The sequence below is a fragment of the Hydrogenophaga sp. genome (genome assembly GCF_051858985.1).
GTDB lineage: Bacteria > Pseudomonadota > Gammaproteobacteria > Burkholderiales > Burkholderiaceae_C > Hydrogenophaga.
Genome location: NZ_JBHYGM010000004.1, coordinates 145,887 through 160,238, shown reverse-complemented (window position 1 = coordinate 160,238; position 14,352 = coordinate 145,887). Strand labels below are relative to the sequence as shown.

Annotated in this window: 17 protein-coding genes; 8 read left to right on the top strand and 9 right to left on the bottom strand. The window is 66.1% G+C overall.

Going from position 1 to position 14,352, the window contains the following annotated elements:
- From ACTIEY_RS17790 to ACTIEY_RS17780, 3 genes are all read right to left on the bottom strand, one after another.
- A complete protein-coding gene (locus tag ACTIEY_RS17790; RefSeq protein WP_439520480.1) occupies positions 1-702 on the bottom strand; it encodes a fumarylacetoacetate hydrolase family protein in 702 nt (233 codons plus the stop codon).
- Between the two features lie 6 nt (positions 703-708).
- Positions 709-1,767 (bottom strand): cupin domain-containing protein, encoded by a 1,059-nt coding sequence (locus tag ACTIEY_RS17785; protein WP_439520479.1) that lies wholly within the window; start codon positions 1,765-1,767, stop codon positions 709-711.
- A gap of 94 nt (positions 1,768-1,861) precedes the next feature.
- A complete protein-coding gene (locus tag ACTIEY_RS17780; RefSeq protein ID WP_439520478.1) occupies positions 1,862-3,070 on the bottom strand; it encodes a 3-hydroxybenzoate 6-monooxygenase in 1,209 nt (402 codons plus the stop codon).
- A gap of 108 nt (positions 3,071-3,178) precedes the next feature.
- Here ACTIEY_RS17780 and ACTIEY_RS17775 point away from each other — a divergent pair, with 108 nt between their 5' ends.
- The 3 genes from ACTIEY_RS17775 to ACTIEY_RS17765 are packed head-to-tail and all read left to right on the top strand — an operon-like array spanning position 3,179 to position 5,530.
- Entirely contained in the window at positions 3,179-3,655 is a 477-nt protein-coding gene (locus tag ACTIEY_RS17775) for a MarR family winged helix-turn-helix transcriptional regulator (protein WP_439520477.1), read from the top strand.
- Positions 3,656-3,680: 25 nt separating this feature from the next.
- Positions 3,681-4,178: a hypothetical protein gene (locus ACTIEY_RS17770; protein ID WP_439520476.1), complete on the top strand. Its 498-nt coding sequence runs from the start codon at positions 3,681-3,683 to the stop codon at positions 4,176-4,178.
- A complete protein-coding gene (locus ACTIEY_RS17765; RefSeq protein WP_439520475.1) occupies positions 4,178-5,530 on the top strand; it encodes a GAF domain-containing protein in 1,353 nt (450 codons plus the stop codon). The genes ACTIEY_RS17770 and ACTIEY_RS17765 overlap by 1 nt, the downstream gene beginning before the upstream one ends.
- Before the next feature lie 9 nt (positions 5,531-5,539).
- Here ACTIEY_RS17765 and ACTIEY_RS17760 read toward each other — a convergent pair whose 3' ends face one another.
- From ACTIEY_RS17760 to ACTIEY_RS17745, 4 genes are all read right to left on the bottom strand, one after another.
- On the bottom strand, positions 5,540-6,283 hold the full coding sequence (locus tag ACTIEY_RS17760) for a hemerythrin domain-containing protein (RefSeq protein WP_439520474.1): 744 nt from the start codon (positions 6,281-6,283) through the stop codon (positions 5,540-5,542).
- A gap of 169 nt (positions 6,284-6,452) precedes the next feature.
- Positions 6,453-6,857 (bottom strand): alternative ribosome rescue aminoacyl-tRNA hydrolase ArfB, encoded by a 405-nt coding sequence (arfB, locus tag ACTIEY_RS17755; protein WP_439520473.1) that lies wholly within the window; start codon positions 6,855-6,857, stop codon positions 6,453-6,455.
- Between the two features lie 31 nt (positions 6,858-6,888).
- The gene (locus tag ACTIEY_RS17750; protein WP_439520472.1) at positions 6,889-7,425 is read right to left on the bottom strand and encodes a cytochrome b/b6 domain-containing protein; all 537 of its coding nucleotides are present in this window, start codon (positions 7,423-7,425) and stop codon (positions 6,889-6,891) included.
- Positions 7,422-7,679 carry a PepSY domain-containing protein gene (locus ACTIEY_RS17745; RefSeq protein WP_439520471.1) on the bottom strand — a complete coding sequence of 86 codons (258 nt, stop codon included), beginning with the start codon at positions 7,677-7,679 and terminating at the stop codon, positions 7,422-7,424. Before ACTIEY_RS17745 ends, ACTIEY_RS17750 begins: the two co-directional genes overlap by 4 nt.
- A gap of 136 nt (positions 7,680-7,815) precedes the next feature.
- Here ACTIEY_RS17745 and mnmA point away from each other — a divergent pair, with 136 nt between their 5' ends.
- Both mnmA and ACTIEY_RS17735 read left to right on the top strand, forming a co-directional pair.
- The gene (gene mnmA / locus ACTIEY_RS17740; RefSeq protein ID WP_439520470.1) at positions 7,816-8,967 is read left to right on the top strand and encodes a tRNA 2-thiouridine(34) synthase MnmA; all 1,152 of its coding nucleotides are present in this window, start codon (positions 7,816-7,818) and stop codon (positions 8,965-8,967) included.
- Positions 8,968-9,057: 90 nt separating this feature from the next.
- On the top strand, positions 9,058-9,486 hold the full coding sequence (locus ACTIEY_RS17735) for a YciI family protein (RefSeq protein ID WP_439520469.1): 429 nt from the start codon (positions 9,058-9,060) through the stop codon (positions 9,484-9,486).
- Here the strand turns inward: ACTIEY_RS17735 and ACTIEY_RS17730 are convergent.
- Positions 9,483-10,841 carry a DUF3422 family protein gene (locus ACTIEY_RS17730; protein WP_439520468.1) on the bottom strand — a complete coding sequence of 453 codons (1,359 nt, stop codon included), beginning with the start codon at positions 10,839-10,841 and terminating at the stop codon, positions 9,483-9,485. The two genes, ACTIEY_RS17735 and ACTIEY_RS17730, sit on opposite strands and share 4 nt — an antisense overlap.
- On the bottom strand, positions 10,838-11,344 hold the full coding sequence (locus tag ACTIEY_RS17725; protein ID WP_439520467.1) for an NUDIX hydrolase: 507 nt from the start codon (positions 11,342-11,344) through the stop codon (positions 10,838-10,840). The genes ACTIEY_RS17730 and ACTIEY_RS17725 overlap by 4 nt, the downstream gene beginning before the upstream one ends.
- Before the next feature lie 103 nt (positions 11,345-11,447).
- On the opposite strand from ACTIEY_RS17725, the gene ACTIEY_RS17720 reads away from it, so the two are divergent.
- From ACTIEY_RS17720 to ACTIEY_RS17710, 3 genes are read left to right on the top strand one after another with little or no spacing between them, the layout of a single operon-like run.
- Positions 11,448-12,581 carry an NAD(P) transhydrogenase subunit alpha gene (locus tag ACTIEY_RS17720; RefSeq protein WP_439520466.1) on the top strand — a complete coding sequence of 378 codons (1,134 nt, stop codon included), beginning with the start codon at positions 11,448-11,450 and terminating at the stop codon, positions 12,579-12,581.
- Positions 12,582-12,591: 10 nt separating this feature from the next.
- Complete coding sequence (locus ACTIEY_RS17715; protein WP_439520465.1) at positions 12,592-12,915, top strand: NAD(P) transhydrogenase subunit alpha; 324 nt, start codon at positions 12,592-12,594, stop codon at positions 12,913-12,915.
- Entirely contained in the window at positions 12,912-14,336 is a 1,425-nt protein-coding gene (locus ACTIEY_RS17710) for an NAD(P)(+) transhydrogenase (Re/Si-specific) subunit beta (protein ID WP_439520464.1), read from the top strand. The genes ACTIEY_RS17715 and ACTIEY_RS17710 overlap by 4 nt, the downstream gene beginning before the upstream one ends.
- The last annotated feature ends 16 nt before the right edge of the window (positions 14,337-14,352 follow it).

The window sequence follows — 14,352 nt, the reverse complement described above, 5'->3', positions numbered from 1 at the left end:
TCAGGCCTTCGGGCCCACGGTCAGGGCGACCTCGCCCACACCTTCCACGCGGCCCGTGATGCGGTCGCCCGGCAGCACGGCGCCCACGCCCTCCGGCGTGCCGGTGTAGATGAGGTCGCCGGGTTGCAGGTGGTAGAAAAGCGAGAGGTCCGCAACGATCTCGCGGATGTTCCAGATCAGCTTGTCCACATCGGAGCGCTGCTTCACCGCGCCGTTGACCGAAAGTTCGATCGCGCCGCGCTCGATCACCACGCCCGGCAGGTGCACGATCTCGCTGCACACCGAGCTGTGTTCGACGTCTTTGCCCAGGTCCCAGGGGCGGCCTTTGTCGCGCGCCACCAGCTGCAGGTCGCGCCGGGTCATGTCCAGGCCCGCTGCATAGCCGTAGATGAGGTCTTGCGCGTCCTCGGCCCTGACGCGAAAACCCGGTTGGCCGATGGCCAGCACCAGTTCCATCTCGAAGTGGTAGTTGTCCGTTTCGCTGGGGTACGGCGTGGTCGCGCCTGAGAGCGTGAGGGTCTGCGGCGCCTTGGTGAAGTAGAACGGCCGCTCCACCGATTTGTCCACCGGCTTGCCCATTTCCACCGCGTGCGCGTGGTAGTTGCGGCCGACGAAGAACAGGCGATGAACGGGGAACAGGTCGGCCTTGCCCCGGACGGGCAGGGCAGCGACGGGGCTGGGTGGGAACAGGTAGGTGGTCATCGGCGGTCAGGGCATGTGGGGCTGGTTGTCGGGACGCACTTCGTAGACGCCGAGCTTGCGGTGCAAGGGTGACTCGTCGGCGATGAAGAGGAAGGCGGGCGAGGTGGCCGATGCGTTGGTGAGCGCGGTGCCGGTGTAGCCGGGAATGCAGCAGGTGTCGGCTTCCTCGAGATCGAACGTCTTTGCGTCCGTGGCCACGCGCGCGCCACCTTCGATCACGTGGAACACCACGGCGGGGGAGCGCGCGGGAAGCCTCAGTGTCTGGCCCGGGCGCAGCATCAACGCATGGAACCCCAGGATGTTCTCCACGTCCTCACCGGTCTCCGGGTTCACATAGGTCACCTGCACGGCATCGACGTCGGGTCGGTCGGTCGCCAGCGACTCCAGCGAGGCCTTTGCATCGGCCCACGGGTAACGCAACATGGGGTAGCGCCTGCCACTGCGCCCGAACACGGGCGTGGGCACCACGCCGCCGCGCGCGTAGGCACGCTCGCCGTGGCCCGGCTTCACGTCCTGGCGGGAGCCGTTCAGGTGGTAGCTGACCTCCAGGTAGTAGGCCAGCGGCAGGTCCAGCACGTCGAGCCAGATCACGGGTTCGGTGCCGTCGTGGCCATGCTCGTGCCACAGGCCCGTCGGCGTCAGGATGAGATCGCCGCGTTGCATGGGGCACTTCTCGCCGTCCACCGTGGTCCAGGCGCCCTTGCCCTCCACCACCATGCGCACCGCGTTGGGCGTGTGCCGGTGGCTGGGTGCCCACTCGCCGGGCATCAGCAACTGCATGCCGAGGTACATGGCGGCGCTGGCCTGCATCTTCTCCAGTGTGTGGCCCGGGTTGGCCAGCACCAGCACGCGGCGCTCGGCCTTTTCGATGGGCGTGAGTTCACCGGCTTTGAGCAGCAGGGGCTTTATGGTCTTGTAGGGCCAGTGCGTGGCCTGCGTCTGGCGCGTGGGGACCGTGGGCGGCAGCACGCCGCGCAGGCTCGGCCACAGCGGCACCAGGTTGAGCGCGCGCAGCTCGGCCACGTAGTCGGCCGGCAGGTCTTCGAGTCGTCCAAGGTCGTTCATGGTGAGTCTCCGGAGAGGGGGGTCTTTTCGAAAAGCGCCGCAGAACCGGCTTTGCCGGGCTGCTGGCGCTGCCCCCTTGAGGGGGTGGCGACCTTCAGGTCGACGCGGGGGTGAGACATGTTTCGACGTTCCAGCCGTACAACCATTCCATGGCGTCGTAAAAGCGCTCGGGCGTGCGTCCGCGCCAGAGGTCGTTGCGAACCAGCCTTTCCACGCCACTGGCGTGGTAGATGCGGCCCATTTCGCGCGAGCTCAACACGATGCGCGCGGTGCGCGCCACGCGCGAGCGCTGGTAGAGTTCGAAGGCCTTTTCGAACTGGTTCCCGTTGACGCGCAAGGCTTCGCCGAGGGTCACCGCATCCTCGATCGCCATGCAGGCGCCCTGCGCCATGTACTGCGTGGTGGGGTGCGCGGCATCGCCGAGCAGCGTGACGCGGCCAAAGCTCCACTGCCCAATGGGCTCGCGGTCGGCTGTGGCCCAGCGCTTCCAGCTTTTCGGCAGGTCGATGAGCTGGCGTGCGCGGGGACAGATACCCTGGAAGTAACTCTGCACTTCTTCCTTGCTGCCTTCGGTCACGCCCCATTCCTCAGTCTGCCGGCTGTGGAAGGTCACGACCACGTTGTACTGCTCGCCGCCGCGCAGCGGGTAGTGGACCAGGTGGCAGTTTGGACCCACCCAGATGCTCGCCGCGTTCCATTGCAGGTCTTCAGGGAAGTCGGCCTTGTCGACCACGGCGCGGTACACCACATGCCCGGTCACGCGTGCTTCATCGCCCACGTACCGATGGCGCACCACCGACTTCACACCATCGGCACCGATCAGCGCGAGACCCCGGTGGGCGTTCCCGTGCTGGTCGTGCACGGTCACGCCCTGCCCGTCCTGCTCGATGCGCACCACGCGTGTGGAGGTGAGGAACTCCACATGGTCGCTGGCCTGCACGCCTTCCAGGAGCGACAGGTGCGCGTCGGCCCGGTGGATCACCGCATAGGGGTTGCCAAAACGCTGACGGAAGGCTTCGCCGGTGGGAATGCGGCCCACCTGGTATTCGTCCAGTGCGTCGTGCATCACCATGAAGTCGGTGTAAACGGCACGCCTGCGGGCCTGCTCACCCACACCGAGCGCGTCAAAAGCATGGAAGGCGTTCGGGCCGAGCTGCATGCCCGCGCCGATCTCGCCGATCTCGGGCGACTGCTCCAGCACTTTGACGCGAAAACCCTGGCGCACTAGAGCCAGTGCCGCGGCGAGACCGCCGATGCCGCCGCCGGCCACCAGCACGGGCAGTCCCGATGCAGTCGAATTCATCCGTGTCTCCTTTATCAGCCGCATGCTAATGATCAGTGTACTGATTGTAGGTGCGGTGCTAGGATTCCGGCAAGTTCCGTTCGTCACCCGCCACGCCACCGTTCCACCATGAAACGCAGCCAGACCCCGGCCATCGATATCGACGACCAACCCGGCCACAACATCCGGCGCCTGCATCAGATCTCGGTGGGCATCTTCCTGCAGGAACTGGGTGAAATCGGCATCACACCCGTGCAGTACGCAGCACTGCAGACTGTCGCCAACCATCCCGGCATCGACCAGCGAACGCTGGCGCGCACCATCGCCCTGGACACGTCCACCACCGGCGGGGTGGTCGACCGTCTGGAAGCCCGCGACTGCCTGGAACGCAAGACATCCCCCGAGGACCGGCGCTCCAGGCAGCTCGTGCTGACGGACGCGGGTCATCGGCTGCTCGCCAATGCAGTTCCCGCCATGCTGCGTGCGCAGGACCAGATACTGGGCCCGCTCAGCGAACGACAGCGCAGCGAATTCATGAAGCTGCTGCGACTGCTCGTGAACACGAACAACGAGCACAGCCGCGCGCCCAGCGAAGCCATGAAGTGAACGCAGGCGCTTTGAATCACTCACCGTGACGCCACCCAGCACGCCCCCGCCATTGAACGCCGACTTCCTGGCCATGATGGTCCGGGGCGTTTCGGTGATCGTGAGCGCCAGCGACCGGGATCTGGTGCCCAGCGTGATGCGTGCCGTCGGCAGCCAGGTCAGCGGTGCGGGTCAACGCATCACGGTCTACCTGAACCGCTCGCAGTCGGTTCAACTGCTGCGCAACGTGGCGGCCACCGACCGCCTGGCCGTGGTCTTCAGTGAGCCCAGCACCCACCGCACGGTGCAGCTGAAGGCGCGCGGCGTGCGCATCCGCGAGGCGGGGAATGTTGATGAACCGGTGTTGCAGCGGTACCTGGCCTCGATGACCCTGGAACTGGGCCGGATCGGCATCGGTCCTGCGCTGGTGGCTGCCATGCTGTCGCACCGACTCGATGATGTGGTGGCCCTGGAATTCAGCCCGGAAGAGGCCTTCGACCAGACGCCAGGCCCGCGCGCTGGCCAACCCATGGCGAGGTCTTGATGGACACGGTGGACCTTGCCGAGGTGCGACCCTGCCTGGAGGGCGTCATCCCCGCCATCATGGCCACTTGCTCGGCCGATGGGACGCCCAACGTGGCCTATATCTCACAGGTGTTCTTCGTGGACGAGCGCCACGTGGCGCTGTCGTTCCAGTTCTTCAACAAGACGCGTCAGAACCTGATGGCCAAGCCGCGCTCCACGGTGCTGTTGTTGCACCCGTTGACCGCGCGGTTCTACAGGCTGCATCTGCGCTATCTGCGCACGGAAGAAACCGGCGCGGTGTTCGAAAGCATGAAGGCGCAGCTCGCCAGCATTGCCTCCCACAGCGGCATGAGCGGTGTGTTCCGGCTGCTGGGCTCGGACATCCACGAGGTGATCGAGGTGGAGCGCGTCGACGGCGATCCGCTGCCAGAACCGCTCGCCCGCCGTGGCATGCTGGGGCTGCTGCGCCGCAGCAGCGCCCGGCTGGCCCACTGTGATTCGCTGGAAAACCTGCTGGACGCGACCATGGCCACGCTGGGCCAGGACCTGGACATCGACCATGCGATGCTGCTCATTCTCGATCCTGCGACCGAGCGGCTCTACACGGTCGCCAGCCGCGGCTACCCGTGGTCGGGCGTGGGTTCGGAAATCGCGCTGGGCGATGGCGTCATCGGCGTGGCCGCCAGGGAGCGCACACCGGTGCGCATCATGCACATGACCAGCGCCTATCTCTACAGCCGCGCCATGCGCGAGAGCCTGCCCGGTGGCGCGGCGGCGCAGCCGGGCACCGACATTCCCTATCCAGGCCTGAGCGAGCCCCATAGCCAGCTCGCGGTGCCCCTGCTTTCGGGCGGACGGCTGCTGGGCGTGCTGTTTGTGGAAAGCCCGCAGGACATGCGCTTTGGTTTCGAAGACGAGGACCTGCTGGTCACGCTCGCCGGGCAACTCGCCGCTGCGATCAACCTGATGCAGGAAAGCGCCGACCCGCCCGCCATGCAGGCGCCGCAACCGGTGGATGCCGCGCCCGTGCCGAGCAGGGTGGGACCGGCTTTGCGCGTGCGCCACTACCGCAGCAACCACAGCGTGTTCGTCAACCACACCTACCTCATCAAGGGCGTGGCTGGCGCCATCCTTTGGAAACTGTTGCAGGACCGCCAGCGGGTTGGACGCAGCGAGTTCACCAACCGCGAACTGCGCCTGGACCCGGCCTTGCGCCTGCCCGATGTGGCCGACAACCTGGAGGCGCGCCTGCTCCTGCTGCAACGCCGCCTGGGCGAACAATGTCCCCAGCTTCGCATCCAGAAAACCGGGCGTGGCTGCTTTCGTTTCGAAGCCCTGGCCCCGGTCACGCTGGAGGACGGGGCCGCCTGAGAGCGTTGCTCAGGCGGTGGCCAGCCCGGGGACCGCAGGAATGGCCAGCCCGCGTGAGAGCTTCGCCCAGTCCCGATCGCTCAGGTGTGGGCGCACGGTGCCCAGCACCGCCTGGAAAGCTTCGGCGGGGGCGCCCTGGCGCATGCCGCCCAGCATGGACAGCCGTTCCTGCGCGTTCAGATGGGGCACCATCCAGCGTGCCACCAACATCGTTTCCGCGGGTGCGATGGAGGTCACCAGCGCCTCGTGCAGGGCCAGCAACTCGAGGTCCGTGTAGGCGTTCCAGAGCGCGCTGTTGTGCACGGTCTCCTCGACGTGCATGTGCTGGAAATTGTCGGCAACGAACAGCGACAGGGCCATGTACAGCGTCCTCAACGCGGTCTCGCGCTCATCGGCAGGGCAGGTGAGCAGGCCCTGGGTGGCGTCCCGCAAGTGCGCAATGTGGTGCAGGTGGCCAACATGGTCCTGGGCCACCTCGGCGCAGACGCCAGGGCAGCGGGCTTCGAGCGCCGGGTGCACGAAGTTGTTCTCGTGTGCCACGTGCGAGGCGCACAACACCAGCAACTCGTCGACAAGGGCCACAGTGCGCGCAATTTCACCGGCATCGTCAGGGTCGGTTCGGCCCAGTGTCAGCAACGCGTCGGTCATGAAGGCGCGCAGCGCCTTGTGAATGTCCGCATACATGTTGAAGCGGCCCTGTCCGGCGCGCGCGGCGGCGGCAACGTGGGCGATTTCGGTGGCGTGGGACTGCATGATGAGATTCCTTCATTTGCGGGTCGGACCCGCCTGTCTCATGGTTGGCGACAACGCCCCATGCGTTGCCTGCCATGAAGAGCAGTCTAGGAATCCAGGTGAGGATTCGCCGCTAAATAGCGCTTAAAGGAATCCTAAAAAAACCTTAAGCGCGCCAAAGCCGGCGGTATCAATCCAGATGGCGCACGCTGCCGCGCAATTGCTTCACCTGTGAACGCGTGGCCTTGCCTTCCAGCCGGCGCTGCTTCGATCCGAACGTGGGCCGGGTGGGTTTGCGCGCCTTGGGCAACGTGGCCACGCTGTCCACCAGCGCTTGCAAGCGCTCCAGTGCCTCCGCCTTGTTCTGCTCCAGGCTCCGGCTGGTCTGCGCCTTGATCACCACCACGCCCTCGGTGGTGATGCGCTGGTCGCTCAGCGCCAGCAGGCGTGCTCTCACGGCCTCGGGCAGCGAAGACCCGTGGATGGCAAAGCGCAGGTGCACCGCGTTGGAAACCTTGTTCACGTTCTGCCCACCCGCGCCCTGGGCGCGGATGGCGGTGAATTCCACCTCGGCGGGATCGACACGGACAGACATGGAGGCAGTGTGCCACGCATGTCAGGTCCGGTCAGTAGCGCTCCTTGGTCCCGGTGGCCATGGCCTTGATGAGGCGCGTGCGTTCGATGCGGCCCATCACCAGCGCCGCCGCCGCGTGCAGTCCGATCAGTGGAACGAGCCAGTCGGCCAGCCCTTCGTGGAGCTCTTGCACCCAACCCACACCCCAGAAGGCGTCGGTGGTCTGCAGCCAGCCCGTGAGACCCAGCGACAGCACCATGGCCATGAGGACCAGCACCATCAGGCCACCGAGCGGGTTGTGCCCCCAGTGATGCTCGGGCTCGCCCCGCAGCAACCCGCGCACATGCCTCGACAGGCGCGCTGGTGTGGGAAAGAAGTCGGCGAAGCGTGCGTACGGCGGACCGACAAAGCCCCAGAGGAAGCGCACCCCCACCCAGGCGGTGGCGGCGTAGCCCAGCCACTGGTGCAGTGCCTCGTCGTCGTCCACCACAAACAGATTGAGCAGCACGCAGGCCACCAGCGACCAGTGGAAGACCCGCACCAGCGGGTCCCACACCCGCCGCGATTCGATGACCCCGCCCTGGCTCACTTCTGTTCCAGGGTCTTGCCGGTGACAGGATCGAAATAGATCTCGACCTTCTTGCCGGCCTTGTCGGTGCCATAGATCTCGTAGCAGTTGCCCTTGGTCACTTTGAAGTTCCTGATCTGGTAGCCCTGGGCCTCCAGGTCCTTCTTGAATGCCGCTTCCGGCTTCCAGCTTTCCTTGGGTGCGCTGCAGGTGGGGGATGCCATGGCCGCACCGGCAACAGCCATCATCAGCGTGGAGAGAACGAGAGATTTCATGGGAAGGTTCCTGTGCAATGAACCCCGCGGAAAGTGCGGGTGAGGGCATTGGAGCGAGCCAACTTGAAGCCAGCCTTAAGCAGGGTTGTGAACCATGCAAGCAGCGGTAACAAGGTCGCGCTGGGATAATCGCGCGATGGCAAGCAAACAGCGCGTGGTGGTGGGATTGAGCGGAGGCGTGGACTCGGCGGTGAGCGCGCACCTGCTCAAACAGCAGGGCTTCGAGGTCATCGGCATCTTCATGAAGAACTGGGAAGACGACGACGACAGCGAATACTGCTCGACGCGCCAGGATTTCCTGGACGCCGCCAGCGTGGCCGACGTGCTGGGCATCGAGATCGAGCACGTGAACTTTGCCGCCGAGTACAAGGACCGCGTGTTTGCAGAGTTCCTGCGCGAGTACCAGGCCGGCCGCACGCCGAACCCCGACGTCCTCTGCAACGCCGAGATCAAGTTCAAGGCGTTCCTCGACCACGCCATGCGACTGGGCGCAGAAAAGATTGCCACCGGGCACTACGCCCGAGTGCACGAGCGCCACGGCGCGTTCGAGCTGCTCAAGGGCAAGGATCCATTGAAGGACCAGAGCTATTTCCTGCACCGCCTCAACCAGGCGCAATTGAGCAAGACCCTGTTCCCCGTGGGCGAGCTGCCCAAGACCGAGGTGCGCCGCATCGCCGCCGAGATCGGCCTGCCGAATGCGAAGAAGAAGGACTCCACCGGCATCTGCTTCATCGGCGAACGTCCGTTCCGCGATTTTCTGAACCGTTACATCGCGAAGGAGCCGGGGCCCATCAAGGACCACAAGGGCCGCGTGCTGGGCCAGCACGTGGGCCTGAGCTTCTACACGCTGGGTCAGCGCCAGGGCCTTGGGATCGGTGGCGTGCGCGAGAAGGGCGCGCAAAAGGGCGGCAACGACCACGCGCCCTGGTTCGTCGCGCGCAAGGACGTCGAGAACAACACGCTGTGGGTGGTGCAGGGCCACGAGCACCCCTGGCTGCTCACCCCGCATCTGCGCGCGCAGGATGCCAGCTGGGTGTCAGGGCGCGCGCCAGAGGCCGAGGCGCTGGCTGCCAAGACCCGCTACCGTCAGGCTGACGCGCCTTGCCACTTTCAGGCCGAGGGCGAATCCGGCTTTGCGCTGGACTTCGCCGATCCGCAGTGGGCGGTGACACCCGGCCAGAGTGCCGTGCTCTACGACGGCGAGGTGTGCCTGGGCGGTGGCGTGATCACCACCAGTTCGCATTCATCGCGCGAAACGGTTCGCAGCGGCTCGCTGTTGCAGGCCTAGGCATCGGCCTGTCGATTTCGGTGCTGCCTGTTCGTCGTGTCTGCAGAGCCGGCGAATGGTCGATCGGCTCCCTACTCAAGGAGAACCAGCATGCGAGTCATGGTCATGGTGAAAGCCACCCAGTCGTCCGAATCCGGCATCATGCCCAGCACCGCCGACATGGCGGCCATGGGCGAATTCAACGAAGCGCTCGTCAAGGCGGGCGTGATGCTCTCCGGCGACGGACTGCACCCCAGCTCACGCGGCAAGCGCGTGCATTTCTCAGGTCCTGGACGCACCGTGGTCGACGGTCCGTTTTCCGAAACCAAGGAGCTCGTGGCCGGCTTCTGGATCTGGCAGGTGAAATCTCTCGACGAAGCGGTGGAATGGGTCAAGCGCTGCCCGAACCCGATGCCGGAAGACTCCGAGATCGAGATTCGCCCGCTGTTCGAAGCCGAGGATTTCGGGGACGAGTACACGCCCGAACTGCGCGAGCAGGAAGACCGGCTGCGCGATGAATTGAAGCAGGCCAAGCGCTAGTCTGCGGGCCTGTCCGTCGGCGCATTCAGCCGGGCGTGGATCCGGCGCGTGGCACGCCACACAACCCAGAGCACCAGCGGAATCATGGCGCCCGCCGCGATCTCCGGGTGAATCGGCAGGCCGGCGGCCTTGCCCGCTTTTGCCAGGTACAGCAACAGGCTGATCACGTAGTACGAGATCGCCGCGATCGAGAGGCCTTCCACCGTGGTTTGCAGGTGCAGCTGCAGTTCCTGGCCGCGCGTGAGTTTGGCGAGCAGTTGCTGGTTCTGCGCTTCGGTGGCGATGTCGACCCGCGTGCGCAGCAGGGCGCTGGTGCGCGCCACGCGTTCCGACAGCGATGTGAGCCGCTGTTCGCTGGCCGCCACCGTGGCCATGGCGGGCGACAGGCGCCGTTGCATGAATTCGCCGATCGTCTGCGTGCCCGGTATGGGTTTCTCGCGCAGCTCGGCAATGCGTTGCGTCACCAGCGCGTCGTAGGCGCGCGTGGCGCCGAAGCGGTAAGTGTTTTCGGCCGTGGCCCGCTCCACGCGCGCGGCGAGCGAAATCAGCTGGTCCAGCAGCTCCTGCTCGGACGCTGCCTTGTTTTCCATCTGCGCGGTGATGCTGGCCAGTTGGCCTTCGGCTTGCGCCAGCGTGGGCGAGAGCGCCTTGGCCACGGGCAGGCCGCGCAGCGCCATGAGGCGGTAGGTCTCCAGCTCCAGCAAGCGCTGCGAGATGCGCCCAGCGCGCGTGTCGCTGGTGCCCGGTGGCGTGATCACCAGTAAGTGCTCGAAGCCAGAAGGCTGGAGCAGGAAGTCCGTGACGGCCCACGAATGACCGCCGCCGAGCTGCGAGGCCACCACCGTGCGACCCCCGAACCACTGCTGGGCGGGCGTCATGAGCGTGGCTTGCGCCGCGGGTGTGGGCTCGGGCAACGCCGCCTGCAGCATGGCCAGCTGGATGGCGGCCACCGTGCGACCTGGAATCTCGCCCAGCCAGCCAGGGGGTGTGGCCAGAAAGTCCTGCAACGGCGGATCGCTCGCACCCAGGCCACAGGCTGGGGGCAGGGGCTGCACGATGGAATAGCGCGTGAACTCGGTGTGGCGCTCCCACTTCAGCGTGCAGGCATCGAAGCGCAGCCGGAGAAAGTTGCCGCGCATCTGCTCAGGGGTGAGCGCCTGCTGGCCGGGCAGCCGGCGCAGGTGCTCGCATTCCTGCTCGCGGCTCACGCCGTCGTTGAGCACCGCCACGAACACCACCAGCGCGGGCAGGTGGATGCGCGCCGACGGCCGCGCGTGCACCTCGTTGTGCAGGTCCTCGCGCAGTGAGTCGTCGCTTGGCAGCAAACGCAGAGCGGACAGGGTGTTTGGCGTCACGGTTCGGCGCTCCTCGGTTGAAGAACCGAGGCGTCGGTCTGGATCAGCTCCAGGGGGAAGCGTTGCCCGGCCAGATGGTCTTCGATGCAGCGCAGCACCAGCGGGCTGCGGTGGCGGGCGGCGCTGGCACGAACCTCGTCGGCCGTCATCCACACCGTGCGCACGATGCCGGTGTCGAGCGTGCGCCCGGCCACCACATCACCCAGACAGCCGCAGAAGGCAAACCGCAAATAGGTGACGTCTTCTGCCGTCCGTCCTTCACGCGCCGGTCGCTCAAAGCGCGAGAGGTACACGCCCACCAGGGCGGTCGGCTCGAAGCGGTGGGTGGTTTCTTCCAGCGTTTCCCGCGCCACGCCTTCGGCCGGGCTTTCGCCAGGGTCCAGGTGGCCCGCCGGGTTGTTCAGGCGCAAGCCCTCGGGCGTGTGCTCCTCGACCAGCAGGAAGCGCCCGTCGCGCTCGATGACGGCGGCCACGGTGACGCTGGGTTTCCATCGGGTGTCCATCGGCGCATTATCCGTGCCGGCTGCGCAACCCATGGGCCGAAACGCGTGTTTCAGGTAAGCTCGCCCCGACTTTCATTCCAACCCCGTGAGTGAGGAGACCCTCATGCTGATAGGCGTTCCCGCTGAGACGACAGTGGGCGAAACCCGAGTGGCGGTCACGCCCGAGACGGCGAAGAAATACGTGGCGCAAGGCCACACGGTGCGTGTGCAAAGCGGTGCGGGGGTGGCCGCCAGCGCCACCGATGCGGCCTATGCGGCCGTGGGCGCCGAGATCACCGATGCGGCCGGCGCCCTGGGCTGCGACCTGGTCCTGAAGGTGCGCACCCCGTTCGACAATGAACTGGCCCAGATGAAACCCGGCGCCACCGTGGTGGGCATGCTCAACCCCTTTGATGCCGCTGGCCTGCAGCGCATGGCCAGCGCCGGGCTGACCGCCTTCGCGCTCGAAGCCGCGCCGCGCACCACCCGTGCGCAGAGCATGGACGTGCTCTCCAGCCAGGCGAACATCGCCGGTTACAAGGCCGTGATGATGGCGGCCGACAAATACCAGCGCTTCTTCCCCATGCTCATGACGGCGGCCGGCACCGTGAAGGCCGCCCGCGTCGTCATCCTGGGCGTGGGCGTGGCGGGGCTGCAGGCCATTGCCACCGCCAAGCGCCTGGGTGCGGTGATCGAAGCGTCCGACGTTCGGCCCAGCGTGAAGGAGCAGGTGGAATCGCTGGGCGGCAAGTTCATCGATGTGCCCTATGAGACGGCCGAAGAGAAAGAGGCGGCAGAGGGCGTGGGTGGTTATGCGCGGCCCATGCCGCCGTCCTGGCTGGAGCGCCAGAAGGCCGAGGTGGCCAAGCGCGTGGCGCTGGCCGACGTGGTGATCTCCACCGCCTTGATTCCCGGGCGCGCGGCACCGGTGCTCATCACCGAGGACATGGTGAAGTCCATGAAGCCGGGCTCGGTGATCGTCGACATCGCCGCCGGCAAGGGGGCCGAGGGTGTGGGCGGCAACTGCCCCCTCACCGAGACCGACCGCACGGTGGTCAAGCACGGCGTCACCCTCATCGGCGAGACCAATCTGGCCGCGCTGGTGGGTGCCGACGCCTCGGCGCTCTACGCGCGCAACGTGCTGGATTTCCTCAAGCTGGTGCTGCCCAAGGACGCCACGGCGGTGCAGGTGCCGATGGACGACGACATCGTGGCCGCCTGCCTCATGACCCAGAACGGCGAAGTCAAGCGCAAATAACGGAGACACCATGGAAGCCGTATCCCCCACCATCCTCAACCTCATCATCTTCGTGCTGGCCATCTACGTGGGCTACCACGTGGTCTGGAACGTCACCCCCGCGCTGCACACACCGCTGATGGCCGTGACCAACGCCATCTCGGCCATCGTCATCGTGGGTGCGATGCTGGCCGCCGCACTCACCGAGACGAACCTGGGCAAGACCATGGGTGTGCTGGCCGTGGCGCTGGCGGCCGTCAACGTCTTCGGCGGCTTCCTCGTCACGCGGCGCATGCTGGAGATGTTCAAGAAGAAGGAGCGCAAGGCGCCCGCGGCTGAGGGGACTCACCAATGAGCATGAACCTTGTCACGCTGCTGTACCTCGTTGCCAGCGTCTGTTTCATCCAGGCCTTGAAGGGCCTCTCGCACCCCACCACGTCCATCCGTGGCAATGTGTTTGGCATGACCGGCATGGCGATTGCCGTGCTGACCACCGCTGCGCTCATCGTCGAGCTCTCCGGGGGCAAGGCCCTGGGCATGGTCTGGGTGCTGGGCGGCCTGGTGGTGGGTGGCGCCATCGGCGCCATCATGGCCAACCGGGTCGAGATGACCAAGATGCCCGAGCTGGTCGCCTTCATGCACAGCATGATCGGCCTGGCCGCGGTCTGCATTGCGGTTGCCGTGGTGGCCGAACCCTGGGCCTTTGCCATCGTGGCGCGGGGCGACCCGATTCCGGGTGGCAACCGGATCGAACTGGCGCTGGGCGCCTTCATCGGCGCGGTCACCTTCAGCGGCTCCGTGATCGCCTTCGGCAAGCTCTCGGGCAAGTACAAGTTCCGCCTGTTCCAGGGCGCCCCGGTCACCTTCGCCGGCCAGCACAAGCTCAACCTCGCGCTGGGCCTGGCCACGGCGTTCTTCATCTTCGGCTTCTGGCATTCGCAGAGCTGGATCGACATCGTGCTGGTCATTGCCCTGGGCTTCCTGCTCGGCGTGCTCATCATCATCCCCATTGGCGGTGCCGACATGCCGGTGGTGGTGTCCATGCTCAACAGCTACTCCGGCTGGGCGGCCGCGGGCATCGGCTTCAGCCTGAACAACTCCATGCTGATCATCGCCGGCTCGCTGGTGGGCTCCTCCGGTGCGATCCTGAGCTACATCATGTGCAAGGCCATGAACCGCTCGTTCTTCAACGTGATCCTGGGCGGCTTCGGTGGGGATGCGGCCGCTGCAGGCGGTGCCAAGGCCGAGGCCCGGCCGGTCAAGAGCGGCAGCGCCGATGACGCCGCCTTCGTGCTGGGCAACGCCGAGACCGTGGTGATCGTGCCGGGTTATGGCCTGGCCGTGGCGCGCGCGCAGCATGCGGTGAAGGAGCTTGCCCACAAGCTCACCGAGAAGGGCATCACCGTGAAATACGCCATCCATCCGGTGGCCGGACGCATGCCCGGCCACATGAACGTGCTGCTGGCCGAAGCGGAGGTGCCGTACGACCAGGTGTTCGAGATGGAGGACATCAACGGCGAGTTCGGCCAGGCCGACGTGGCGATCATCCTGGGCGCCAATGACGTGGTGAACCCGGCCGCGCTGCAAAAGGGCAGTGCCATCTACGGCATGCCGATCCTGGAGGCCTACAAGGCCAAGACAGTGATCGTGAACAAGCGCAGCATGGCCGCAGGCTACGCAGGCCTGGACAACGAGCTGTTCTACATGGACAAGACCATGATGGTCTTTGGTGATGCCAAGAAGGTCGTCGAGGACATGACCAAGGCCATCGAGTGATTGCGGCGCAGCAGTT